A 23,818-nucleotide genomic window follows, 5' to 3' on the forward strand; every position below is an offset into this window, starting at 1 on the left:
TTCCTTTGTTCATTGTTATGTATTTGCCTCAATTTTATAACTGACGGATTTGTTTTGCAACTAAATAGCAGAACCGTTATGCAATTGTAATCAAATTAACATCTTACAATGAAAAAGGAGTGAAAATGAAATTTTTTAAGAATTTACGAATGGGTATTTGGATGTATTGGGATTTGATTCACATACATTCAAATAAAAAAAATATCCATAAATACCGGGCGCAGGGGGATTTGGAATCAGAGCGAAAAGAGATCGCCATTGCAGAGTCAACCTGGGGGAAAAATCTGATACGAAAGGTTGGAGTTAAGGTACATGTAGAAGGCCTTGAGAACATACCGCAAGGAGCGGTTGTTTTCGTAGCCAATCATCAAAGCTATGCAGATATTGCAGTACTTACTTCAGTCATTGATTTTAAACAAATTGGATTTATAGCAAAAGAAGATCTAAGAAAATTACCGGTCTTTGGTGAATGGATTTATGATGTGAGAAGCGTTTTTATAAAGCGGGAAGATCCAAGAGCTTCTTTACGTGCAATTGAAAAAGGAACAGAGTATTTGAAACAAGGCTTTTCTTTGGGCATTTTTCCGGAGGGGACGAGAAGTAAAGGAGGAAAGATGGGCGAATTCAAACGCGGCAGCTTACGTCTTGCGACAAAGCCGGGAATTCCAGTTGTGCCGATTACCATCGACGGAAGCTATAAATGCTTTGAAGAGAAGGGATATGCATTTCCTGCAGAGGTTCATGTGTTCATTCATTCTGCGATTGAGACCAAAGACATGGATAAAAAAGAAGCTTCTGAGCTTTCGGAACGAGTCAAAGAAATGATTGAAGATAAACTGCAAAATTTACAAGCAAATAAAAACGGGTAGGGTGCAATTTATTGCCGCCTACCCGTTTAAGCTACCTATTTGACAGGAGGAAGGTAATGCCTTCTGCAATTTGTTCGGGTGTTTCCTGATCAATAAAAATAGTACAGTTTGCCGTTTCTAAATAATAATTCTTCCTCTTTTGATATCGATTGTTAAATTGAATGAGACGCTGTTCTTCATTTTCTGTTTCAAAGTAGGCATTTGGACGATTTGGATCTTCTTTAATGCGCTCAAACATATCTTTGGGGAACCCATCTAAGAATACGCAACCGCCGGAATTTTTTAATAAGGTTCGATTTTTTTCGTTTAATATGATTCCGCCTCCGCAAGAAATAATGATTTCACTTTTTTGAGAAAGTGTTTTTAGTAAAGCGGCCTCTATGTTTCGGAAATAAGGTTCTCCCTTTTCATTGAAAATAGTACGGATGGAATCATGTTCATTCTGTTGGATTTCTGCATCCATATCTATAAATGAAAAACCGGTTATAAGGCTTAATTTTTTTCCTATGGTGGTTTTCCCGCTCCCCATATAGCCAATTAAATAAATAATGTTAGGTAAAAGCGTGTTAGACTGAATTCGTCGGCTTTGTGTCATAATCTGTTCATAGACTTTTTCTGTGGCAGAATGAATTTTTTCAGTATTTTTAGGATCAAAATTCTTACAGAAACGCGGAAGCTTTTCCAGAATTTCTTGCTCACGTACCGCATCGAATAAAGGGAGTTCTTTTTCTTTTTTTGCTTTAGCTATATCCAGAGAAATAGACATGCGTTTAGTAAGCAGCTCCATAAGTGTATCGTCAATTAGATCGATTTGTTTTCGAATTTCTTCACGATTCCTCATTTCTTTGCCTGTTTGATTTGTCATGATATCGACTCCTTTGTAACAGCGAATAATTTTAAACTTGTTTTCTATCATAACATTAGAAAGTGTAAATGTAAAATAGGAAACGCTTGAAAGCTGGAATCGGCTAAGATAAAATAAAGCGTAAAAGACTGTATCTTCCTTTGAAAATGGGACTTTGTCAAAAAAGGAGGATGGTGTGATATAATTGCTATAAGATAAAAAACGAGAGAGGATATATGTAATGAAAGGACCGATTTTAGTTGTAATGGCTGCTGGAATGGGCAGCCGATACGGTGGATTGAAACAGATGGACCCAGTTGGATCAAATGGTGAACTGATTATTGATTTTTCCCTTTATGATGCCTGGAAAGCTGGCTTTCGTAAAGTTATTTTTATTATTAAAAGAGAAATGGAAAAAGATTTTCGTGCCATGATTGAGCCAAAAGCAGGTAAAAAATTAGAAGTTGTCTTTGCATTTCAGGAGCTGACAGATGTGCCGGAGGGATTTCATCCTCCTAATGGACGGGTAAAACCATGGGGGACAGGCCATGCTGTACTAGCTGCGAGAAAAGAAGTGGATGCACCGTTTGCAGTGATCAATGCAGATGATTACTATGGAGTGCAGGCATTTCAGGATATGTATGATTTTCTGAGAAATGCACACGATGACGACAAATATCGTTACTGTATGGTAGGTTATTTGGTGGAAAATACTTTGACAGAGAATGGACATGTAGCAAGAGGTCTCTGCCAAGCAGATGAGAACGGGTATTTGCAGGATATTGTAGAGCGAACAAAGATTCAAAGAAACAACGGGCAAATTCAATATACTGAAAATGACTGTGATTGGGCTACCATTGCAGAGGGTACCTTGGTATCTATGAACTTGTGGGGTTTTACAAGGAGTATAATGAAGGAGCTTGAAAAAAGATTTTCGGCTTTTTTAGAATCTGCATTGAAGGAAAATCCATTAAAAGGAGAATATTTTTTACCCTTTGTAGTGGATGAACTGATTGAAGAGGGAAATGCTACGGTAAAGGTGCTGAAATCGCCTGATAAATGGCAGGGTGTTACGTATAAAGAGGATAAGGAAAATGTGGTGAGAGCCTTGCAGTTACTAAAAGATCAAGGTGTATATCCACAAAATCTTTGGGAATAATTTAAAGAAAAAGGGTTGCGAAGCCCTTTTTTTTGTACTATTCTTTTTAAGATGTGCAATTGTATGCACCAATTAAAATTTAATAAAAGAAATGGAGAAAGAAAAATGTCTAACACACCAAAAGGCGTAAGGCAGGCTTCATTCAGAGAGCAGTTTACTTTCCGAGGAATGGTAATTGGTTCAATCGGATCAGTAATTTTAACGATGAGCTCTATGTATGTAGCTTTAAAGCTAGGCGCACTTCCTTGGCCAATCATTTTCGTAGCCCTTGTATCTATGTTTGCTCTAAAAGCATTGGGTCGGACAAATATCCACGAGATAAATGTCACGCATACCGTTATGTCAGCAGGTGCAATGGTAGCAGGTGGAATTGCCTTTACCGTTCCCGGCATTTGGATGCTAGAGCCGAAAGCAGAGGTGAATTTAGCTTCGCTGCTCATCGTCACATTAGGAGGAGTCTTACTGGGTTTGATCTTTACCGCATTGATTCGTAAATATTTCGTAGTGACACAGGATTTACCGTACCCTATGGGGATCGCTGCGGCAGAGACTTTGGTTATCGGGGATGAGGGCGGTAAAAAATCCGTTGTTTTATTTTCTTCTTTAGGAGTTGCTGCACTTTTTACCCTTTTTCGAGATTGGTTCGAAAAAATTCCGCAGACTCTTATTTTGAACAAAGCAATTGCTGCAAAAGGAGTCGCTTTTTATATTTATTTATCTCCAATGCTTATAGCAGTTGGATATCTTATAGGGCCATTGGCAGTTGGGATCTGGTTTTTGGGTGCTGTGATTGGAGATTTTGGAATTGTTATAGGAATGCCTAGGATGGGAATCCTTGATTTAGATACTGCAATGGCCGTGAAATCCTCATTAGGAATTGGGGTAATGGTTGGAACGGGAATCGGCATCATTGTAAAGGGTATTCTTCCGAAAGCAAAAGAAATTTTTGGGCCGATGTTTTCCAAAGAATCACGTGGAGATTCCATTGTAAACCTTCGATGGGCACCGATGCTTATGGTGATTCTTGCCTTTATTTTTACATTTGCTCTGGATTTGGGTATCGGAGCCAGCTTGATTACAATTTTAGGTGTTTGGCTTGCAACGTCAATGTCAGCTCAGGTAGTTGGGCAATCTGGAATTAATCCGATGGAGATTTTTGGAATCATCGTACTTCTCGCGGCTAAGTTTGCTGCGAGCCTTGGAAATGTACAAGCCTTTTTCGTGGCTGCGATCGTAGCAGTTGCCTGTGGATTAGTCGGAGATGTCATGAACGATTTTAAAGCAGGCCATATCCTTCAAAGCAACCCGAAAGCACAGTGGCTGGGAGAAGTAATCGGCGGAATCATCGGCGCATTTGTATCAGTTGGTGTTCTCTTTGTCTTGATAAAAGCATATGGAGCAGAAGCTTTTGGAGATCCTGAACTGTTCCCTGCCCCTCAAGCCAGCGCAGTGGCCGCTATGGTTGGAGGAATCCCGCATATGACTTCCTTTGTCATCGGTCTTTTTATAGGAACTGTTTTATATGTTCTGCGTTTTCCGGTTATGACCTTAGGACTTGGAATCTATCTGCCGTTTTACCTGTCCTTTACAGCTATGATTGGCGGTGCTTTAAAGCTGATTGTGGAAAAGGCTGCACCGAAATTTGAAAAGGCGGGGAATGGTATGATTATTGCTTCAGGCCTTTTAGGAGGAGAGGGAGTTGTCGGTGTTGTTCTTGCCTTGGTGCAGGCATTAAAGGGAATGCAAGCGTTGTAGCGCAATAAAAAAACTTGCAAATTATTTTTTTTATGGTATACTTAGTAAGCATGAATTTTTGTACAGGCAATGGCTGACAAAAATATATATGCTCTCTGCTCAGGCATAAGGCCAGAGCCATTTAGTCCATAGGGAGGTGAAAAAATGAGTAATTATGAAGTTATGTTTATCATCGATTCTGCATTAGAAGATGATAAAAAAGAAGCAAGCATCGAGACAGTAAAAGAAATCATCGCAGCAGACGGTGAAGTTGGAAAAGTAGACGTTTGGGGAATGAGAAAGCTTGCATATCCGATTAATAAGAAAAATGACGGATATTATGCTTTAATCGAGTTTACAGGCAGCACTGAGCTTCCGAAAGAGCTGGATCGAAGACTTAGAATTTCCGATCATGTGATCAGACATATCATTATCAATAAAGATGAAAAATAAAGGTTGGTGACAAAGATGAATTCAGTAGTTTTAATCGGCAGATTGACGAGAGATCCCGAGATTCGCTATATCCCGGAGAGTCAGAATGCGGTTGCGACCTTTTCAATTGCAATTGACCGACCGGTCAGAGCAGGTGGAGAAAAGAAAACCGATTTTCCTCGTATTACGGTTTTTGGCAAACAAGCAGAAAACTGTGAACGGTTTTTAAAAAAAGGTCGTTTGGTAGGCGTGCAGGGAAGACTGCAAACTGGTAGTTATAAAACCCAGTCCGGCGAAACCAGATATACTACCGATGTTGTTGCTGACAGAGTTGAGTTTTTAGAATGGGGCGACAAAAGTGAGTCTGCTAGAAGCGGGTTCGAACGTGAGACACCGGCCGGCGGTCTTGGTGTTCCAGAAGGTTTTCAAGCACTTGACGATGATGACGATATTCCATTTTAAATCTTTGCTTTTCGTAAATTAGAATTTCAAGAAAGGAGAGAAAGAGTATGATGGACAAAAGACGTGGCGCAAGAAGAAAAAAAGTGTGCCAGTTCTGTGCAGATAAGACAGAATCAATTGACTATAAAGATGTTGATAAACTAAAAAAATATGTTACTGACAGAGGTAAGATTCTTCCGAAGAGAATCACAGGCACTTGTGCCGTACACCAAAGAGAAGTGACAAAGGCAATTAAAAGAGCAAGAATAGTTGCTTTATTGCCTTACACAGCAGAATAAGAATAGAAAAGAGGCGGTTTTCGCCTCTTTTAATATTTTAAGGACTCTTTATGAAAAATCAGAAAAATGATATGGGAAAAATATATTCTTATAAAAAAATTAGACTAAAATTTTAATATAAAAAGTAAAGATGAGATAATTTAAGCTACATTTAGTAGCATATGACTAGTTAGGGAACGTTCACCTACAAAATGCTTGAAATATATCATAAGCTTCCTTTTTCAGAACAAAAAAAGAGTGCGAAATGATAATAGATTTATGATATAATAAATACGCTTTATGTAATAAAATCAGGAGATTTTATCTCGGATGTATTGATTGTATCGGAGTGAAGCAAATCGGAGCAACGATTTGCACGGATGATAGAATAAATACGCTTTATGTAACAAAATCAGTGTATTTTGTCTCGGATGTATTAGAGATATCAATTGTATCAAGGCGGAGCAAACTGGATCAATCGTTTATACTATGACAGGATGTTGAGCGATTGAAACATTATATATGTTAAGGATTATAAAATGGGTATTAAAATTTTAAAAAGCTTAATTCAACCGTATTTAAAAGTAAATACTGTTATATTAATTCTATTTGCAGCCATATTGCTTTATTTTAATATTGCAGTAGGGATTTTTGCATTTCTTATAGTTTTTGTTTTATTTTGGTATTACCAAAGATTGTCTGCGAGCAAAAGAGAGCTGCTTGTAGAATATGCAAAAGCAATAACAGACGATATGGAAGAAACAACACGGCATTTTATTTCAAAAAATCCATTGCCTCTTTGTATGATTGACTTTGAAGGTGAGATTTTATGGATCAATAAAAAATTTTCCGAAATTTACGAAGATGTGGAAATGTTTCACACAAACATTCATCAAATTACGAATGTAAAACATACCGAGTTTTTAAATAACGAAGATGAAGATAAATATATGCTGATTTCACATGGCGGTAAAATTTATCGCGTTATGGCTTCCAGCATGAGAAGCAAAGAAAAAGCACAGGAAGAGAATAATACAACAATGCTATATTGGTTAGATGTGACCAATTTGGAAACGTTGAAAAATTTATATAAGGATGAAAAGCTCTGTACGGCATACGTAAACGTTGATAATTACGATGATTTAATTGCCAGCTCTCCCGATGAGAGAAAAGCAGTCATTGCAGCACAAATCGAGAAAACGATACGCCAATGGGCTGCTAAAATTAATGCTTCAGTAACGCGATATCGTTCAGGACAATATCATATTGCGTTTGAATACAAGCATTTTGAAAAATTGGAAGTAAACAAATTCGCGATCTTAGATGAAGTCCGAGAGATTGAAACGGATGCGGATTTTCCGGCGTCTTTAAGCATGGGATTTGGTGTTGGGGCTAAGACGCCGCAGCAGCTGGATGAATATGCAGCAGCGGCCTTAGACTTAGCCTTAGGAAGAGGCGGAGATCAAGCAGTCATTAAAAAGATGAGCAAGGTAGAATATTACGGAGGACGTTTACAAGCAGTCGAAAAACGAAATAAAGGAAAATCAAAAATTATGGCACATGCACTGCGTCAGCTCATCGACCAATCGCCGAACGTAGTTATTATGGGGCATAAGAAGCCGGACATGGATTGTTTTGGCGCTGCCCTTGGAGTCTATCGCATTTCAAAAAATCGAAATAAAGATACGGTAATCGTAATTAATGATTATCATGAGTCATTGGAGAATATTTACAAACGAGCAAAAGAATCAGGGAATTATCGTTTTGAAAGCAGTGAAACCGTATTGGGGATGATGGAAAAAGATACGTTACTAATTGTTTTGGATACACACAAGCCGAGTTTGGTCGAATGCTCAGAGCTACTGTATAAAACAGATAAAATTGTTGTGATTGACCATCATAGAAAAGATGAAGAAAGCATTGAAAATCCGACATTAACATACATGGAATCTTATGCATCGTCTACTTCTGAATTGATAACGGAGATATTACAGTATATTGGGGATAAGAAGGAAATAGATAAGCTGGAAGCGGAAGCTTTGCTTGCAGGAATTACTGTAGACACAAAGAGTTTTTCCGTCAAAACAGGAGTACGTACCTTTGAGGCTGCATCGTGGCTGAGAAGATCCGGTGCAGATACGGCAAATGTAAGACAGTTCTTTAAAACAGATTTGGCTTTCTTTAAACGAAAAGCACAACTGATTGCAGATGCTCAAATTTTAGAAAATGGCATTGCATTGACATATACAGAGGAGCTTGCAGCAAATATGCAGGTATTGGTATCACAAGCAGCAGATCAGCTCTTGGATATCAATGGAATTCGAGCCAGTTTTGCTGCCGGACCAACCGGCGAAGGCTATGCAGCAGTTAGCGGTCGTTCCCTGGGTGCGGTAAATGTGCAGACTATTTTAGAAAAGGTAGGAGGCGGCGGGCATTTGACAACTGCCGGGGCACAGCTTGAAATGGCACCCGAAGAGGCAATTGAAAGATTGAAAGAGCTGATTGCAGAAGAGAACATACAGTGAAATAAAGGAGGAACATATGCAAGTAATATTAATGAAAGATGTAAAGGGAATCGGAAAGGCTGGTACTGTTGCTAAAGTGAGCGACGGATATGCAAGAAACCTACTTTTGCCTAAGGGCATGGCGAAGGAAGCGACCCCCGGTGCTTTAAAAGAGCTGAAGGAGCGGGCGGCATTGGATGAAGCAAAAAGAAAAGAAGAGCTTGCAGCAGCACAGACACTTGCAAAGAAAATTGAATCCATTACTTTGACAATCAATACAAAATCAGGAGAAGGCGGCAAGCTGTTTGGCTCTATTACAAACCAAGATATTGCAAATGCACTAAAAGAACAGGAAAAGATAGAAATTGATAAACGAAAGTTTATTTTGAACACACCGATTAAGCACATCGGTGAATTTAACGTGGAAATCAAACTTTATACAGATGTTTCAGCATCTTGTAAAGTAAAGGTTATGTAGAGGGATATCAATGAACCAGATGGAACGTATTCCGCCGCATAATGACGATGCGGAAAAATCAGTGCTTGGTTCAATACTTTTAGATAAAGATGCTTTATTTGAAGTTTTGGAATTTTTAAAAGCAGATGATTTTTATAATGCAATGCATAAAGAAATTTATAATGCCGTTGTTGAATTATACCGTAAAAACGAGCCAGTTGATACCTTGACAGTATCCGAAGAATTAAAAAAAAGAAAAAGTTTGGAGATGGTGGGAGGTAGAGCATACATTGCCTTGCTTTCTACCGTCGTGCCGACGACATCGAATGCAGCACAATATGGAAAAATTGTAGCTGAAAAAGCAGTGCTGCGTCGTTTGATTTCTTCAGCCTCAGATATTATTGAAAAAGCTTATCAAGAAAAAATGCAGCCGGAAGAAGTTTTAGATTATGCAGAACGAAGTATTTTTGAAATTGCCCAAACAAGGCAGAACAAAGACTTTGAGCCGTTAAAAGAAGTTCTTTGGTCTAATATTGCAAAAATTGATGAAATGTCCAAAATGGAAGGAAACCTTACCGGGTTAACGACAGGATTTATTGATTTGGACGAACGCACCTCCGGCCTTCAGCGTTCTGATTTAATCATGCTTGCTGCAAGACCTGCGATGGGAAAGACAGCGTTTGCCTTAAACATCGCCCAGCAGGCAGCAATTAAAGCAAATGCTACCGTACTGATTTTTAGTCTTGAGATGTCTAAGGATCAGTTGGGACAAAGACTTTTAAGCATGGAATCCAGAGTGGAAATGCAGAGACTGAAAACCGGAAACCTCAATTCTCAGGATTGGGATAACATTCATTTAGCCTTAGACCAACTGTCACAAACCGAGGTGTTCATTGATGACACACCGGGGATCACTGTGATGGAAATGAAAAATAAATGCAGGAGACTAAAAGCTGAAAAAGGATTGGATTTAGTTGTCATTGATTATCTACAGCTAATGAGCTATGAAGGTCGTTCAGAAAGTCGTCAGCAAGAAGTTTCCGTCCTTTCGCGTTTTTTGAAATTGCTTGCACGTGAAATGGATTGCCCAGTCATTGTATTGTCTCAGCTGTCCCGTGCACCAGAACAAAGAACAGACCATCGGCCAATTTTATCCGATTTAAGAGAATCCGGCTCTATTGAGCAGGATGCGGATATTGTCATGTTTTTGTATCGAGATGAATACTATAATCCAGATACAACTGAAAAACCAAATATCTGTGAAGTGAACATCGCCAAGCAGAGAAGCGGGCCGACAGGAAGCGTCGAGCTGACTTGGCTGGGAAAATACACAAGATTTGTAGATAAGAGTCATATTTCCGAATAAAAAATTTAAATAGCGTAAATATTTCTGTTAAGGAGGTTTTTATGAGCAAAATCAATGAATCCATGCTGGTAAGCGAAATTTTGGATTTGGACCCCGATGTAAGTAAAATATTTTTACGCAATGGTTTAAATTGCCTTGGATGTCCGGGCGCCGCTGCAGAAAGTATTCGAGAAGCAGCAGAGGGACATGGATTGGATTTAAAAGCACTTTTAGCTGATTTAGACGACTATTTAGATAAACTTTAGATAAAAGACAAAAAGGAGTGATTGCATTGTCAGGTTTAGCAGTTGTAGGTTCCCAATGGGGAGACGAAGGAAAAGGCAAGATGATTGACTATCTTGCAAAAAAAGCGGATATGGTTGTAAGAGGACAAGGTGGAAACAACGCAGGTCATACGGTAGTCATTGATGAGAAGAAGTATGCCCTTCATTTAATACCATCCGGAGTGTTAAATAAAGATGCGGTAAATATTATAGGAAACGGAGTTGTATTTGACCCACGTGGATTCTTTGAAGAATTGGAAATGTTAGAAAAAGATGGTGTAGACACAACGAAAATCTTTATTAGTGACCGTGCACACATTGTTTTTCCTTATCATAGAAAAATGGACGAGCTGTTTGAAAAAGCCAGAGGCAAGGAAGATATCGGAACGACTAAAAAAGGTATCGGCCCTTGCTATATGGATAAGATAGAACGAAATGGAATCCGTACTTGTGATTTATTTGAAGAAAACAGCTTCATAGAAAAACTATCCCATGAGATTGACCGTAAAAATGAAATGATTGTAAAATTATTTGAAGAAAAACCTTTGGATAAGCAGGCAATTATAGAAGAGTATCGGGATTATGCAAAGCGTCTGCTGCCTTATATAAAAGATACAGGCGTTCTAGTTTATGAAGCGATCAAGCAGAATAAAAATGTTTTATTTGAGGGAGCTCAGGGCTCCATGCTCGATATTGATCTGGGAACCTACCCGTATGTAACCAGCTCGCATCCGACCTCTGGTGGTTTCACCGCAGGCTGTGGAATCGGCGCCGGTTCCATTACAGATGTGTTGGGTATTGTCAAAGCTTACACGACTCGTGTTGGAAAAGGGCCTTTTGTAACGGAGCTTTACGATGAAATCGGAGATAAGATTCGTGAAACTGGTCATGAATACGGTGTGACGACGGGAAGACCAAGACGCTGCGGATGGTTTGACGGTGTAGTCGTAAACTATTCTGCACGCATCAATGGTCTGACTGGAATTGCTTTGATGCTCCTTGATGTTTTAAGTGAATTTGATACGATTAAGCTTTGTTATGCTTATGATTATAAAGGGGAGAAAATGGTTAATTTTCCGGCAAGGCTGGACGTATTGGAAGAATGTAAGCCAATATACCAGGAAATAAAGGGTTGGAAAAAAGACATTACCAATTGTAAGACCTATGATGAGCTGCCGCAAGAAGCAAAAGAGTATATCAAAGCGATTGAAGAAATTGTGGGAGTATCGGTAAAAAGCATATCGGTCGGACCGAAAAGGGATCAAACCATTCTTCGCGGCGAAATTTTTTAATCAGCTAATATAGAAAAAGATGGATAGGACTGAAATAAAATATGAATTTTAAGCGACAAATCATTAAAGATTATTATCTACATGATACTCGTGTGGAGAATATGTTTATTAATGAATATATGGCACAAGCGCCTGGAGATTATGTAAAAGTATATCTCTTTGCATTGATGTATGCAGATATTAATGTACCTCTTGAAAACAGCATTATTGCAAAACAGCTTTCCATCGCAGATGAAGATGTGCTGAAGGCTTGGAGTTATTGGGAAAATCAGGGAATTGTCCGTAAACATTATAAAGACGCTGCGGACAAATACCATTATCAAGTTGAGTTTCTGAATTTGAGGGAGCTGGCATATGGGAAAAAGTCGAGACAGAAAAAAGCAGAAAAAGTGCCCGATCATCTAAAGAACCTTATGGATAACGGTACCATTCGAAATATGTACAGTGAAATTGAACGAGTTATCGGCAGACTTTTTGAAGGAAAAGAGCCTGCCGAGATTTTAACCTGGATACGAGACTATAATATTACACCAGAATTAGCAGTTTATGCGTATTCTTACTGCTCGAGTCATAGAAATAATAATAAGTGTAAGTATGTGGGAGCAGTTGTAAAGGAATGGGCGGACAAAGGATTGACGACCATTGGACATGTAGAAAAATATTTACAGGAAAATGACAATCGGCACTATCTTTATAAGCGAGTCTTAAAAGCACTGGGCTTTTTACGAAATGCGACAGAAGAAGAAAAGCGTATTATGGACACTTGGTTTGATCAGATGAATTTTGACATTGAAAAAGTTCTTGAGGCTTGCAAAAAAACAACCGGTATTTCAAATCCGAATATCAATTACATAAACAGTATTTTAAAAGCATGGCATTCCTCTGATAATAATAGCGGAAGAGGAGCACAGGCACAAGCGACGAGTCCGACAAATCCAAGTAACCCAATTAATATGGTAATGCGATCTTATGATGAGGATCGTGCAAGAAATGAGGCGGCTGCTCATAAGAGACGACAGGAGGTGTATAAAGCGATTCCGAGAGTGAAAGAAATTGAAAGTGAAATTCGTAAAATAGGGATGGAAATATCTAAGGTTATGCTTTCTGGGAGAGATGATGCAAAGATACAAATGAATGCATTAAAAAATAAAGTAAATTATTTAAATGGCGAAAAGGCATTTTTGTTGACCGAACATAACTATACGATTGATTACATTGATCTCAAATATACCTGTTCACATTGTAAGGATACTGGAATTTTAGACACCGGTGAACGCTGCAGTTGTTTTGCAGAAAAATTAAAGAAAGCATCCGGCAATGATTAAGACGCAGAAGGGAGGGACCTATGTCTAAAAATCGCAATAATTATTGGGAAGAAGTAGAAGATCAATTGAAAAAAATAGAAGAAGTAAGAAAACAGGAAAAAATGATTTTTGAAAAAGAGAAGCATCCTTCTAAAAATAGTAAAAGAAAAAGGAAATCAAAACAAAAGAAAAACAACACAGGCTTTGTGGAAGACCTAAATGAAAAAGAAGACCACAATCAGAAAAAGAATCCGATTGCTGCGGCTAAGAATATAGAAAAAGACAAAAAAGAAAAAATCGGAAGTAAGAAAGAAAAGACGCAAAAAGATATACAGCAAAATATACAAAAACAAGTTGAAATACAGCGGAAAAACAGCAAAGAATTTACCGATCAAATAGAGGAATCAGTTCAGGATGATCTAGACAAAAAAATTGATGAAGTATTCAAAATTTGTCTGGAAGAAAAAATAGAAGAAGCGGAAACAGAAAGCATGCGTTTGGATGCAGCAATTGACGCATTTTTTCTAAAAGTAAAAAGGATAGGAAACCGATTAAAGCAAACGTTTCGATCAATGAAACATGCAGTTTCAGAAGTTGTGAGCCCTCAGGGAAGCTCCAATCGTCAAGATGCACCTCTGCCTTATGAGAAGCTTACGGCGAAGCGGCTGACTCTACTAAAAGAGTATGGATTGATCGCGATGGATTATACGCTGATCCGGTTTGCCCGCTATTATGGCATCTTCTCAGTAAAAGAGAAAAAAATAGCTGCGAAAGTAGCCGGATTCGTAAATTGCATAGATTATAGGTTGGGACAGTGGTCCATTAAAATAGAAATGTGGATGTATGAACTTTTCCATTGGCTTGAACGCGTGGAAGACTATGCAGAGCACCATAAAGCTTTACTGATAAAGAGCTTTGCCGGGTTTGTAGCTGGAATCGCTTTAATTTGCCTGCTTATCGGACGAATCAGTGCGTATGAGTATAGCTATAATGGAAAAGTATTGGGAATTGTAAAAGATCAGCAAGAGGTATACAAAACGATTGATGTCATCGGAACAAAATTAGCGGATTCTTATGATGCACAGATTGAAATTGATAAAGAAAATGATATAAGTTTTCATCGTGTTATGGGCCTTGGACTGAAATTAGATTCAACCGAAGATATTCTAAATACCTTAACCTATATGAGAGATATCAAGGTTACCGCTTATGGTATTTTTGCGGACGGAGAGCAAAAATCTATATTGCAAAACAAGAAAACAGCGAGTGAAGTTTTGCAGCAGGTTAAAGACTATTTTGCACCTCCTATGTCAGGAATCTCCTATGATAAAGTAGGATTTGCACAAAAAGTAGAGATTAAGCCAGTGCATACAAAATTAGGAGAAATAAAAAATCCAACAGAAGCATTGAATTATATGCTGACAGGAGCTGTGGAAAAAAAGGTTCACGTCGTACAGTCGGGAGAGACCTTTTCGGGGATTGCATCTTCCTATGAGATGAAACAAAGTGAATTAGCCCGATCCAATCCAACCGTACAACCGGATAAGCTGAAAATTGGGCAAGAACTATATTTAGACCAAGATTCTCCGGTCTTGATGGTAGAGACCGTAGAAACTGCCGGATATAATTTGCCGATTCCATATGATATTACATATGAAAATACGACCACTTTGTATAAAGGGGAACAGACAGTTAAGTCGACCGGATCCAACGGACAAGAAGCAGTTGTTGCTCAAATTGTACGGCATAATGGTGTAGAAGTCAGCCGGACAGTATTGAGTAGTGAGGTATTGAGTGAGCCGGCAAATCAAGTCGTGTTAGTAGGAACAAAAGCAAAGCCAAAGTTAGTCGGAACCGGAACTTACCGCTATCCCGTAAGAGGAGCTAGACTGACTTCAAAGTTCGGACGTCGATGGGGAAGGGTCCACTATGGAGTTGATTTGGCCTGTTCAATAGGAACAAGCATTACGTCAGCAGATGGAGGAACGGTCACTTTTGCTGGGTATAAAGGCTCTTATGGTTACTTAGTAATTATCAACCATGGAGGTGGTCGTGAGACGTATTATGCACATTGCAGCAAGCTGTTCGTAAAGAAGGGCGACAAAGTATATCAGGGACAGCATATTGCAAATGTAGGAAATACGGGAAGAAGTACCGGACCTCATGTCCATTTCGAGGTTCACGTAAACGGAACTGCGAAAAATCCATTAAATTACTTAAAATAATAAATAAAAAAATCAATAATAAAAAGAGAAAGCGGCAAAATATAAAGATTGAATTGCCGCTTTTTCTCATAACAGAATATATAATGGTTTTTTATAAATCAAAGAAAACTTCATAATTTAATATGCCGCGCCCTTGTGCATTAGAAGAAGTACGCTGCAGAGGTAAGGTATTACGCATGAGTATCCGCTTTACCTCCATTGGTGTCAATTTTGGATAAAGAGCATACAGACATGCCGCAGCGCCGCTGACTACCGGGGCAGCCATAGAGGTGCCGGATTGTATCACATAACCCTTTGGATTGGTTGCATCCAGAGAAACGATGTCAACACCCGGTGCAAGAAGATCTGGTTTCACCACACCAGACGGTGTTGGACCACGGCTGGAAAAAGGTGCAACCGAAGGAGAAGATGCGAAATCAGCAGCACCGACCGTAATGACATAAGGACTGGTAGCAGGCGAATTGATCGTGCATCGATCAGGACCATTGTTTCCGGCAGCGGCAACTACGGTAATTCCGTGGTGGACTGCAGCATTTGCCCCTTTAATTAAAGGATCTTCTTCATAAGAAGGATCGGTAGGAACGCCCAAAGAAAGATTGATGACACGAATGCCATATAGACGGCGATTGTTAATAACCCACTGCATGGCAGCTAAGATGTCGGATGTTGTGCCGTTTCCATCACCATTTAAAGCTTTTATGGAAATGATGTCCGCAGCAGGTGCCGTTCCGGCAAATCTCTCTGAAACGAAGCCGTTTCCGGCAGCAATTCCGGCAACGTGAGTCCCGTGTCCGTCATCATCGTATGGGACTGACTGATGCTCAATAAAATCTTTAAATGCAATGATTCGGTTTTGAGGGTAAACAAGATCATAATGCGGAGCAACACCGGTGTCGATAATAGCGATGCCCACATTTTGACCGTGCCTTTTATCAGAAAGAATTTCATGCTTAGAAAGTCGATGTTTATCATAATTCGTTTTTAACGGAATATCGGGACGATTAAGTAAAGGTTTTGTATTTTTTTCTCCAATTTTAGAAACCAGCGGATCATCGGAAATCAAACGAATGGATTGATTTTTCGAAAGAGTGTCTATTTTATCAGCGGAAAGCTCAACGGAAACCGCATTGATAAAAGGCAATTCATATTTGATCGGTCCGTAGCTATCTGCAATGTAATCACGGATTTCATAAATGGTTTTTTTTGAATATATAATAACGGGAAAAAGAGTCTGCCTTGAAGCAGACAATTTTGCGACTAGTCGCGGATGTATTTGCATATGATTCAACTCCAATTTCTAAATTTGATTTATAATATGCAAAAGGAACCTGCTTTGCTTATTTTTTTGACGGAGATTTGATTTTTTGCTATAATAGAAACAGTTTGTACGATTTATTAAGGGGATTTGGTTAAGGAGGAAAAAGAATGGAATTAAAGAAGGTTTTAATCATAGAAGATGAAAAATCCATTTCTGATATTATAAAATTTAATTTAGCCAAAGAAGGATTCCAAATAGAGACTGCGTATGATGGACAGGAAGGACTCACAAAGGCACTGTCAGTTAATCCGGATTTGATCTTACTGGATGTGATGCTGCCGATTATGGATGGGTTCCTTGTATGTAAAAAAATACGCGAAACAAGTGCAGTTCCAATTTTAATGTTGACTGCAAAAGAAGAAGAAGTTGATAAGGTTCTAGGTTTAGAGCTAGGCGCTGATGATTATATTACAAAACCTTTTGGCATGCGTGAATTAATTGCAAGAATCAAAGCGAATATTCGAAGAATGGATTTTGTGGATGAGCTGCAGGATGCACCATCCAATATACAGGAATTTGGTAATTTAGCGATCGATTTAAACCGTTATGAGGTTCGCAAAAACGAAGTACCTTTGGAACTTACGCTTCGTGAATTTGAATTGCTGAAATACCTGGCAGAGCGAGAAAATAAAGTATTCTCCAGAGAACAATTGTTAGAAGAGGTCTGGGGCTATGAGTACTATGGTGATATTCGTACTGTAGATGTAACGGTTCGAAGATTGAGAGAAAAGCTGGAAGATGATTCCAGTGATCCGAAATATATCATGACAAAACGGGGAATCGGATATTACTTTAGGAGGCCGTAAGGGATGCTTGGGACAAAGAAGTGGAACAGCATACGATGGAGAATTGTCCTTATTTATTTTTTGTTGGTTTTTATAGCGATGACGATTGTTTCCGTTTTCATTGTAAATCAGCTGGAAGTTTATCAGCTCAATTCGATTCGAGACAATTTGACAAAGACTGTTAAAGACAGTGGCTTGCTCACTTCTTTTGAAGTATATGATGATTTGACAAGCCATAGCAAAGAGATTCAGAATACTTTAGATCAAGGATGGAAGAACAGCTTCCAGGAAGAAATGTCAATTGTAGATACTAACTTTACGATCATTGCTTCTACGAATAAAAATATAATCGGAAAAAATGCAACCGAATTATTGAATACAACACTTCTTACTACCGCAATGATTGGGGGAAAGCAAGCAGAAGCCGATGGGGTAAATCTCGCAAACATTCCGATTAAAAATATTGCATTTCCGATTGGTGAAGCAGAAAATATCATCGGTGCGGTGTATATTCGTGCCGATTTATCAGATGTCTTTAATTTTTTGACACAATCGAAACTGATTTTTATACGTGCTATGGTACTGGCATTGCTTGTAACAGTAATCCTTGGTTTCTTTATCGCAAAAAGTATTACGGTGCCGATTAATGATGTGACTGAAAAAGCAGAAAAGATGGCGCAAGGAGACTTTAGCCAAGAAGTAAGCGTCATGTCGGATGATGAGATCGGAAGACTGGCAGAGATGTTCAATCTATTGCGGCAGAAGCTGAATATTACCCTTGCAGAAATCTCTAATGAAAAAAGCAAATTAGAAACAATCCTGTGCTATATGGCAGATGGATTGATTGCAATTGACCTTTCAGGAGGAATCATACACGCCAATCCTGCGGCAAGACAAATGCTGGGTATTGTCGATCCTGATCTAGAATCAAAAAATTGTAACGATGTATTAAAAAAATATAGCAAGATTTTTCATTTGGAAAATCTAAAAGAAAATTGCAAAGAAGGAGGGGGCCAAGAAATATTTAACTATGGCTCATCTGCTTTCGCGGTTCGCTATGATCGCTTTCGGGATGAGAATGATGAGGATGTCGGCATTATAATTATTCTACAAGATATCACAGAACGGCAAAAACTGGAAAATATGCAGACGGATTTTGTTGCTAATGTATCACATGAATTGAAAACACCTTTAACCACAATTAAAAGCTATACAGAGACCTTGATGGATGGAACGTTGGAAGACATAGAAATGGCAGCCAGCTTTTTGAAAATAATTGACACAGAAGCTGACCGCATGAATCGTTTGGTAAAAGATCTGTTGCAGCTATCGAGACTGGATTATAAACAAGAAAAATGGCATAAAAAAGATAGCAACTTAATTTGGCTTTTGCGCGCTGTTGTTACAAAAGTGGAGATGACAGCAAAGCAGAAGGAACAGCATTTGAATTGTATCTTTGACGGCGAACAGGGCATTATGGTTACGGTTGATAAAGACCGGATTGAACAAGTCTTGTTAAATATTTTAAGTAATGCAATAAAGTATACCCAAGAGGGGGGACGCATTGATATTGATGCAATGAGGATAGACGGTCAAGCAAGGGTAATTGTGACCGATAACGGGATGGGGATGGCAGAATCAGAGATTCCTCGCATCTTTGAACGCTTTTACCGAGTGGATAAAGCAAGGTCAAGAGCTATGGGTGGAACTGGATTGGGACTTTCCATCTCTAAGCAAATTGTGGAGGAGCACGGTGGTTCAATAGAAATTGAGAGCCAGGAAGGAAAAGGGACAAAAGCAACACTTGTTCTTCCTTTAGCACCAATCCGGGGACAGCGGAACATTGAATAACATAAATGATACCTCCTTGTCATAAAGTGTATGGCAAGGAGGTGTTTTTTATGGATGATATGAAAGAGAAGAAAACACATAGTGTTTTTATGGAAAATCGTGAAAGAATGGTTGTCACAGGAGTAAAGGATGTAGCAAATTTCAATGAGGATACGGTTTTACTGGATTTAAATCAAGGAGGCATGCAGTTAAAGGGGAACCATCTGCACATTCAAAGCTTAGATTTACAAGAAGGAAAGGTTGTTGTAAATGGATTTTTTCATTCTATGGCATACACCGAAAAGAAAGAGAAACAGGATAAGAACTGGCTGGAGAGGATACTGAAATGAACCCCTTGATTCCAAGCCAAGTATTTGATGTTTTTGTTATGTTTTATGCAGGAATGATAGTCATGTTTTTTTATCAAATTCTGGAAGGTTATAAGAAGAGAAGAAAAACGACAAAAATGTTTATGAAAGCGACATTGGAAATTATATTTTGGATTTTTGCTGCCTTTATAACTTGTGCTTTTTTATATTATTGCTGCTATGGTGAGCTAAGCGTACATAGCTTTGTTGCACTTTTCAGCGGGATGTGTTTATGGAGATTTTGTGTAGGTAAAAAAATTTCAATTTTTATTGGTCAGCTTTATGGTATAATAAAGTCTAAAGCTAAAATATGAAATTAATATAAAGAGCACATTGTATTTTCATTTTTCTGAAAGATTTGGTGAGGCACATGGCGAAAAAAAAAAGGAGCCGCGCTTATAAAGAAAACAATCAAATTATAGATATTGAAGCAGCACGAAGAAAACGCAGCCAAAAACGAAAAGAGGCTTATGAAAAAAAGAAGATAAAAGAGAAGAACCCAGGGGTGTCCGAACGGCGTGCAATTAAAATTGTCCGCCATCGTTTTATTTGTGTCGCCGCTTTTTTTCTCATTGCAATACTCATGTCTTTGACGGTTTACAATTTAATTTCATTAAACGCAGCACAGAAGGCAGAAGTAGAAAAACAAAAAGCATTGAAAAAAGAGCAAGCTAGATTAGAAGAACAATTAAAGCAGGTGAACAGTGAAGAATACATTGAAGAGCAGGCAAGGACACAGCTTCAAATGATTAAGCCCGGAGAAAAGATTTATGTAGTACCGGAAGATGATAAGAAAGAAGAAAGCGAAAATGAAAAAGAGAAAGATAACGAGCTTAAAAGTGTTGTGCCTCAATAGTAAAAAGAAATGGGGTCTGTCATGATCCAAGAAGTAATCGTAGTAGAAGGCAGAGATGATGAGAGTGCTGTTAAATGTGCGGTAGAAGCACAGACAATTGCAACGCATGGATTTGGCATTCGAAAAAGCACTTTTGCTTTAATTGAAAAAGCATATCAAACCACAGGAATTATCATTTTTACTGATCCAGACCATGCAGGAGAGAGCATTCGAAAGAGGCTTAGTGAAAGATTTCCGGATGCAAAGCATGCGTATCTATCCAGAGAAGAAGCCAAAAAGGATGGAGATATAGGCATTGAAAACGCAAGTGCTGATACGATTAGAGAAGCTTTAAAAAAAGTGAGATGCATTTCGAGAGAAACAAAAGTCACTTTTTCAAAGCAAGATTTATTTGATTATGGTCTTTGCGGGGCAGCAGATGCTGCAGCAAGACGTGATTATATTGGAAAAAAATTGGGAATTGGATATGGAAATACTAAGGTATTTTTGAGCCGTTTAAATCATTATGGGATTAGCAGAGAGGAATTTGAAGAGGCATGGACAAGCTCTATTCACCAAATACCATTCGAAAAATAAAAGAAAAGTATGGCTTTCATCTGTCAAAAAGCTTAGGACAAAATTTTTTAACTGACGCAAATATTATTGATAAAATCATTGAAGGTGCGCAAATCGGAGAGACTGATTTAGTAATTGAAATCGGGCCGGGAATTGGTGTGCTAACGGCTGCAGCTGCTGCTTATGCACGAAAAGTCATCGCTGTAGAAATTGACAGAAATTTAATACCGATATTAGAAGAAACGTTGAAAGAATATGAGAATATTTCAATCTTACATGCAGATATTTTAAAAACGGATTTAATTGCTGTACTTGAACAAAATAAAGAGATAAACAAAACAGAAAGAACAGGTGTAAAAATAATTGGAAATTTACCCTATTACATTACAACACCGATTATTATGAAATTATTAGAGGAAGGTGTTCCTGTTGACAGCATTACAATTATGATGCAAAAAGAGGTCGCAGATCGAATCAAGTCGGGGCCGGGAACAAAAGCGTATGGTGCGCTTTCCGTTGCTGTGCAGTATTACTGTACAGTAGTTCCGGTAGCTTCGGTACCGAAGGAGGTATTTATTCCACAGCCAAAGGTAGACTCAGCGGTGATTCGGCTGGATTTGCGAAAAGAAAAATCTGTGAAATTATTGGATGAAGCAGTGTTTTTTTCTGTGGTTAAATACGGATTTGGGAAAAGAAGAAAAACACTTTTGAATTCCTTAACTGGTGTGATGGGGAAAACGAAAGAAGAAATAGCAGAGGCGCTGACGGAAACGGGGATAGACCCAATGCGAAGAGCCGAAACTTTAAGCATTGAAGAATTTGCCAGCTTGTCTAATAGGATTGCGGAAAAATAAAGGCTGGAGGATACAAGGTACAAATGAAAAACTTTTTTAATAATTGTTATGAAAAATATTTAAAGAAATATGATGAAAAATATGGAATGCCGGTGCGGGATTTTTATAGAAAGAATTTTAACTATGCTATTGTTAACTGCATCATTCTCGCATTTGCACTCGATTTATATATTGAGATTGTGAGCAGAGGGTCGTTTGGAGGAATTTTACTCTTTTTAGAGAAAAATCCATTTGCATTTTTTTATAATGGTCTAATTATCTTAGCTACACTTTCAATTGGGCTATTGGTAAAACGAAGGGTATTTGTATATTTTGTTGTCTCTTCAATTTGGTTGATATTAGGTACGACAAATGGTGTGATTCTGAGTTTTCGTATGACGCCATTTACAGTGGCCGACCTCTCTTTGATGGAGACTGGGCTTGGTGTATTACCAAATTATTTTTCTAATATGGAGCTGATGGGACTAGGCGGTGGAGTCATTCTCCTTCTGATATTATACTTGCTGTTGTTTTTATTTGCACCAAAATGCAAGAATTACAGTTTGAAAAAAAGTGTCCTTGTTATTTTAATTATAGCTCTTGGTTTGACGGGCTCTACGCAGCTGGGCCTTAGACAGAATTGGCTGTCAACAGTCTTTGGGAATTTAGGATATGCATATGATGATTATGGATTCCCTTATTGCTTTATCAATACATGGCTAAATACCGGTGTTGGGCTTCCATCTGGTTATTCAGAAGAAAAGATGAAAGAAATATTACAAGAGGTAAAGCAAGACAGTACAGCAGCAACAGGTGGATTGCTTTCTCAGGAAGAGCGCACACCGAATATCGTCATAGTGCAGCTGGAATCTTTTTTTGATCCGACTTTAATAAAAGGCTTAGAAGTATCAGAGGATCCGATTCCTAATTTCCATGCATTACAGAAAAAATATAGTACAGGCTATTTGATGGTACCTTCCATTGGAGCCGGAACTGCAAATACAGAATTAGAGGTGCTTTCAGGCATGCGTGTCCGCTTCTTTGGTCCGGGTGAATACCCGTATAAAACGGTCTTAAAGGATCATACGACAGAGACGATTGCATACAACTTGAAAGAACTGGGATATGCGACTCATGCAATTCATAATCATAGGGGTGTTTTTTATGGGAGAAATGCAGTATATCCAAACTTGGGATTTGATAGTTTCACTTCTTTGGAGTATATGGCAAATGCAGAGATGAACCCGAGAAAATGGGCGAAAGATAAAGTTCTGACAGAAGAAATTATGACGGCTTTACAGTCTACAGAGCAAGAAGATCTGGTATTCACGGTTTCCGTACAAGGTCATGGAAAATATCCAACGAAAAAGGTTTACAACAATCCGCCGATTACCGTAAGCGGCATTGAAAACAAGGGCGATGCATATGCCTATGAATATTATGTAAATCAAATTCATGAGATGGACCAATTTATTAAAGAACTGACAGACACTTTGTCTGAATATGATGAAGATGTAGTACTAGTATTATATGGTGATCACTTGCCAAGCCTGGAAATATCAAATGACATTCTGAAAAACGGTGATCTTTATGAAACGGAATATGTTATTTGGAGTAATTTTCGAATGAGAAAAATAGATACGGATTTAAAATCTTATCAGCTTTCTGCAACTGTGCTGGGACGTCTTGGTATTAATAATGGCATTTTAACTAAATTCCATCAGACACAGCAGGGAAAAGCAAATTATCTGATTGATTTAAAAGCATTGCAGTATGACATGCTGTATGGAAAGCAGTATATCTATAATGGAGAGATGCCATATCAGAGGATTAAAATGCGCATGGGAATTAAAAATATCCATATTACAGATGCATTTACGATTGAAAATCATGTATATATCAAAGGTGAGAATTTCACGCCGTATAGTGTATTAACGATTGACGGAGATTTGATTGATACCACATATCTGGATACAAGAACACTTCGTGTACCGGATGGGACCGATATTTCTGATTTAAGTAAGTTAAAAATCAGCCAAGTTGAAAAGTATAGTACGATATTAAGTACAACCGAGTAATTCGTATCCACATTATTTCATATATTA

At 38.4% G+C, this 23,818-nt stretch carries 23 protein-coding genes; 21 read left to right on the forward strand and 2 right to left on the reverse strand.

Translation table 11 applies throughout. The features are described 5' to 3' along the window. The first annotated feature begins 125 nt into the window (after positions 1 to 125). Positions 126 to 869, forward strand: a complete 744-nt coding sequence (locus U5921_RS06605; protein ID WP_324825670.1) for a lysophospholipid acyltransferase family protein — start codon at positions 126 to 128, stop codon at positions 867 to 869. 31 nt (positions 870 to 900) lie between these two features. On the opposite strand, the gene U5921_RS06610 is transcribed toward U5921_RS06605, so the two are convergent. Next, positions 901 to 1,734: a shikimate kinase gene (locus tag U5921_RS06610; protein ID WP_324825671.1), complete on the reverse strand. Its 834-nt coding sequence runs from the start codon at positions 1,732 to 1,734 to the stop codon at positions 901 to 903. A 220-nt stretch (positions 1,735 to 1,954) separates the two neighbouring features. Between U5921_RS06610 and U5921_RS06615 the strand changes: the two genes are divergently transcribed. The 12 genes from U5921_RS06615 (at position 1,955) to U5921_RS06670 (ending at position 15,168) form a co-directional block, all read left to right on the forward strand. After that, entirely contained in the window at positions 1,955 to 2,872 is a 918-nt protein-coding gene (locus tag U5921_RS06615; RefSeq protein WP_324825672.1) for a nucleotidyltransferase family protein, read from the forward strand. 105 nt (positions 2,873 to 2,977) lie between these two features. After that, a complete protein-coding gene (locus U5921_RS06620; RefSeq protein WP_324825673.1) occupies positions 2,978 to 4,627 on the forward strand; it encodes an OPT/YSL family transporter in 1,650 nt (549 codons plus the stop codon). A gap of 144 nt (positions 4,628 to 4,771) precedes the next feature. Then, entirely contained in the window at positions 4,772 to 5,059 is a 288-nt protein-coding gene (gene rpsF / locus U5921_RS06625) for a 30S ribosomal protein S6 (RefSeq protein ID WP_324825674.1), read from the forward strand. A 15-nt stretch (positions 5,060 to 5,074) separates the two neighbouring features. Then, complete coding sequence (locus U5921_RS06630) at positions 5,075 to 5,500, forward strand: single-stranded DNA-binding protein (RefSeq protein ID WP_324825675.1); 426 nt, start codon at positions 5,075 to 5,077, stop codon at positions 5,498 to 5,500. 47 nt (positions 5,501 to 5,547) lie between these two features. Further along, positions 5,548 to 5,778 (forward strand): 30S ribosomal protein S18, encoded by a 231-nt coding sequence (rpsR, locus tag U5921_RS06635; RefSeq protein WP_324825676.1) that lies wholly within the window; start codon positions 5,548 to 5,550, stop codon positions 5,776 to 5,778. A 518-nt stretch (positions 5,779 to 6,296) separates the two neighbouring features. After that, a complete protein-coding gene (locus U5921_RS06640) occupies positions 6,297 to 8,282 on the forward strand; it encodes a DHH family phosphoesterase (RefSeq protein ID WP_324825677.1) in 1,986 nt (661 codons plus the stop codon). Positions 8,283 to 8,298: 16 nt separating this feature from the next. Continuing rightward, positions 8,299 to 8,739 carry a 50S ribosomal protein L9 gene (gene rplI, locus U5921_RS06645; RefSeq protein ID WP_324825678.1) on the forward strand — a complete coding sequence of 147 codons (441 nt, stop codon included), beginning with the start codon at positions 8,299 to 8,301 and terminating at the stop codon, positions 8,737 to 8,739. A gap of 4 nt (positions 8,740 to 8,743) precedes the next feature. After that, on the forward strand, positions 8,744 to 10,084 hold the full coding sequence (dnaB, locus tag U5921_RS06650; RefSeq protein ID WP_417765054.1) for a replicative DNA helicase: 1,341 nt from the start codon (positions 8,744 to 8,746) through the stop codon (positions 10,082 to 10,084). 41 nt (positions 10,085 to 10,125) lie between these two features. Beyond that, complete coding sequence (locus U5921_RS06655) at positions 10,126 to 10,329, forward strand: DUF1858 domain-containing protein (RefSeq protein WP_324825680.1); 204 nt, start codon at positions 10,126 to 10,128, stop codon at positions 10,327 to 10,329. Between the two features lie 26 nt (positions 10,330 to 10,355). After that, a complete protein-coding gene (locus U5921_RS06660; RefSeq protein WP_324825681.1) occupies positions 10,356 to 11,639 on the forward strand; it encodes an adenylosuccinate synthase in 1,284 nt (427 codons plus the stop codon). A gap of 41 nt (positions 11,640 to 11,680) precedes the next feature. Next, positions 11,681 to 12,964, forward strand: coding sequence for a DnaD domain protein (locus tag U5921_RS06665; protein WP_324825682.1), 1,284 nt, complete (start codon positions 11,681 to 11,683; stop codon positions 12,962 to 12,964). A 20-nt stretch (positions 12,965 to 12,984) separates the two neighbouring features. After that, on the forward strand, positions 12,985 to 15,168 hold the full coding sequence (locus U5921_RS06670) for a LysM peptidoglycan-binding domain-containing M23 family metallopeptidase (protein WP_324825683.1): 2,184 nt from the start codon (positions 12,985 to 12,987) through the stop codon (positions 15,166 to 15,168). 91 nt (positions 15,169 to 15,259) lie between these two features. Here the strand turns inward: U5921_RS06670 and U5921_RS06675 are convergent, their stop codons facing one another. Beyond that, complete coding sequence (locus U5921_RS06675; RefSeq protein ID WP_324825684.1) at positions 15,260 to 16,447, reverse strand: S8 family peptidase; 1,188 nt, start codon at positions 16,445 to 16,447, stop codon at positions 15,260 to 15,262. A gap of 146 nt (positions 16,448 to 16,593) precedes the next feature. Here U5921_RS06675 and U5921_RS06680 point away from each other — a divergent pair, with 146 nt between their 5' ends. Genes U5921_RS06680 through U5921_RS06715 form a run of 8 tightly spaced genes read left to right on the forward strand, consistent with a single transcriptional unit; the run spans position 16,594 to position 23,791 of the window. Then, complete coding sequence (locus tag U5921_RS06680; RefSeq protein ID WP_324825685.1) at positions 16,594 to 17,292, forward strand: winged helix-turn-helix domain-containing protein; 699 nt, start codon at positions 16,594 to 16,596, stop codon at positions 17,290 to 17,292. A gap of 3 nt (positions 17,293 to 17,295) precedes the next feature. Beyond that, the gene (locus U5921_RS06685; protein WP_324825686.1) at positions 17,296 to 19,122 is read left to right on the forward strand and encodes an ATP-binding protein; all 1,827 of its coding nucleotides are present in this window, start codon (positions 17,296 to 17,298) and stop codon (positions 19,120 to 19,122) included. 50 nt (positions 19,123 to 19,172) lie between these two features. Continuing rightward, a complete protein-coding gene (yabP, locus tag U5921_RS06690; RefSeq protein WP_324825687.1) occupies positions 19,173 to 19,451 on the forward strand; it encodes a sporulation protein YabP in 279 nt (92 codons plus the stop codon). Continuing rightward, on the forward strand, positions 19,448 to 19,783 hold the full coding sequence (gene yabQ, locus U5921_RS06695; RefSeq protein ID WP_324825688.1) for a spore cortex biosynthesis protein YabQ: 336 nt from the start codon (positions 19,448 to 19,450) through the stop codon (positions 19,781 to 19,783). Before yabP ends, yabQ begins: the two co-directional genes overlap by 4 nt. 56 nt (positions 19,784 to 19,839) lie before the next feature. Then, positions 19,840 to 20,325 (forward strand): FtsB family cell division protein, encoded by a 486-nt coding sequence (locus U5921_RS06700; RefSeq protein WP_324825689.1) that lies wholly within the window; start codon positions 19,840 to 19,842, stop codon positions 20,323 to 20,325. Between the two features lie 21 nt (positions 20,326 to 20,346). After that, on the forward strand, positions 20,347 to 20,901 hold the full coding sequence (gene rnmV, locus U5921_RS06705; protein WP_324825690.1) for a ribonuclease M5: 555 nt from the start codon (positions 20,347 to 20,349) through the stop codon (positions 20,899 to 20,901). After that, entirely contained in the window at positions 20,862 to 21,734 is an 873-nt protein-coding gene (rsmA, locus tag U5921_RS06710) for a 16S rRNA (adenine(1518)-N(6)/adenine(1519)-N(6))-dimethyltransferase RsmA (RefSeq protein WP_324825691.1), read from the forward strand. Before rnmV ends, rsmA begins: the two co-directional genes overlap by 40 nt. 23 nt (positions 21,735 to 21,757) lie before the next feature. Beyond that, the gene (locus U5921_RS06715; RefSeq protein WP_324825692.1) at positions 21,758 to 23,791 is read left to right on the forward strand and encodes an LTA synthase family protein; all 2,034 of its coding nucleotides are present in this window, start codon (positions 21,758 to 21,760) and stop codon (positions 23,789 to 23,791) included. Positions 23,792 to 23,818 lie beyond the last annotated feature (27 nt).

The sequence above is a fragment of the Sinanaerobacter sp. ZZT-01 genome, assembly GCF_035621135.1.
Lineage (GTDB): Bacteria > Bacillota > Clostridia > Peptostreptococcales > Anaerovoracaceae > IOR16.

Bases quoted from the DNA above. Each gene is read 5' to 3' on its own strand.
- U5921_RS06670 (WP_324825683.1), top strand. From the start codon at position 12,985: ATGTCTAAAAATCGCAATAATTATTGGGAAGAAGTAGAAGATCAATTG.
- U5921_RS06675 (WP_324825684.1), bottom strand. From the start codon at position 16,447: ATGCAAATACATCCGCGACTAGTCGCAAAATTGTCTGCTTCAAGGCAG.
- rpsF (WP_324825674.1), top strand. From the start codon at position 4,772: ATGAGTAATTATGAAGTTATGTTTATCATCGATTCTGCATTAGAAGAT.
- U5921_RS06630 (WP_324825675.1), top strand. From the start codon at position 5,075: ATGAATTCAGTAGTTTTAATCGGCAGATTGACGAGAGATCCCGAGATT.
- rplI (WP_324825678.1), top strand. From the start codon at position 8,299: ATGCAAGTAATATTAATGAAAGATGTAAAGGGAATCGGAAAGGCTGGT.
- U5921_RS06615 (WP_324825672.1), top strand. From the start codon at position 1,955: ATGAAAGGACCGATTTTAGTTGTAATGGCTGCTGGAATGGGCAGCCGA.
- rnmV (WP_324825690.1), top strand. From the start codon at position 20,347: ATGATCCAAGAAGTAATCGTAGTAGAAGGCAGAGATGATGAGAGTGCT.
- U5921_RS06605 (WP_324825670.1), top strand. From the start codon at position 126: ATGAAATTTTTTAAGAATTTACGAATGGGTATTTGGATGTATTGGGAT.
- U5921_RS06665 (WP_324825682.1), top strand. From the start codon at position 11,681: ATGAATTTTAAGCGACAAATCATTAAAGATTATTATCTACATGATACT.
- yabQ (WP_324825688.1), top strand. From the start codon at position 19,448: ATGAACCCCTTGATTCCAAGCCAAGTATTTGATGTTTTTGTTATGTTT.
- U5921_RS06715 (WP_324825692.1), top strand. From the start codon at position 21,758: ATGAAAAACTTTTTTAATAATTGTTATGAAAAATATTTAAAGAAATAT.
- U5921_RS06610 (WP_324825671.1), bottom strand. From the start codon at position 1,734: ATGACAAATCAAACAGGCAAAGAAATGAGGAATCGTGAAGAAATTCGA.
- rpsR (WP_324825676.1), top strand. From the start codon at position 5,548: ATGATGGACAAAAGACGTGGCGCAAGAAGAAAAAAAGTGTGCCAGTTC.
- yabP (WP_324825687.1), top strand. From the start codon at position 19,173: ATGGATGATATGAAAGAGAAGAAAACACATAGTGTTTTTATGGAAAAT.
- rsmA (WP_324825691.1), top strand. From the start codon at position 20,862: ATGGACAAGCTCTATTCACCAAATACCATTCGAAAAATAAAAGAAAAG.
- U5921_RS06655 (WP_324825680.1), top strand. From the start codon at position 10,126: ATGAGCAAAATCAATGAATCCATGCTGGTAAGCGAAATTTTGGATTTG.
- U5921_RS06620 (WP_324825673.1), top strand. From the start codon at position 2,978: ATGTCTAACACACCAAAAGGCGTAAGGCAGGCTTCATTCAGAGAGCAG.
- U5921_RS06685 (WP_324825686.1), top strand. From the start codon at position 17,296: ATGCTTGGGACAAAGAAGTGGAACAGCATACGATGGAGAATTGTCCTT.
- U5921_RS06700 (WP_324825689.1), top strand. From the start codon at position 19,840: ATGGCGAAAAAAAAAAGGAGCCGCGCTTATAAAGAAAACAATCAAATT.
- U5921_RS06640 (WP_324825677.1), top strand. From the start codon at position 6,297: ATGGGTATTAAAATTTTAAAAAGCTTAATTCAACCGTATTTAAAAGTA.
- U5921_RS06680 (WP_324825685.1), top strand. From the start codon at position 16,594: ATGGAATTAAAGAAGGTTTTAATCATAGAAGATGAAAAATCCATTTCT.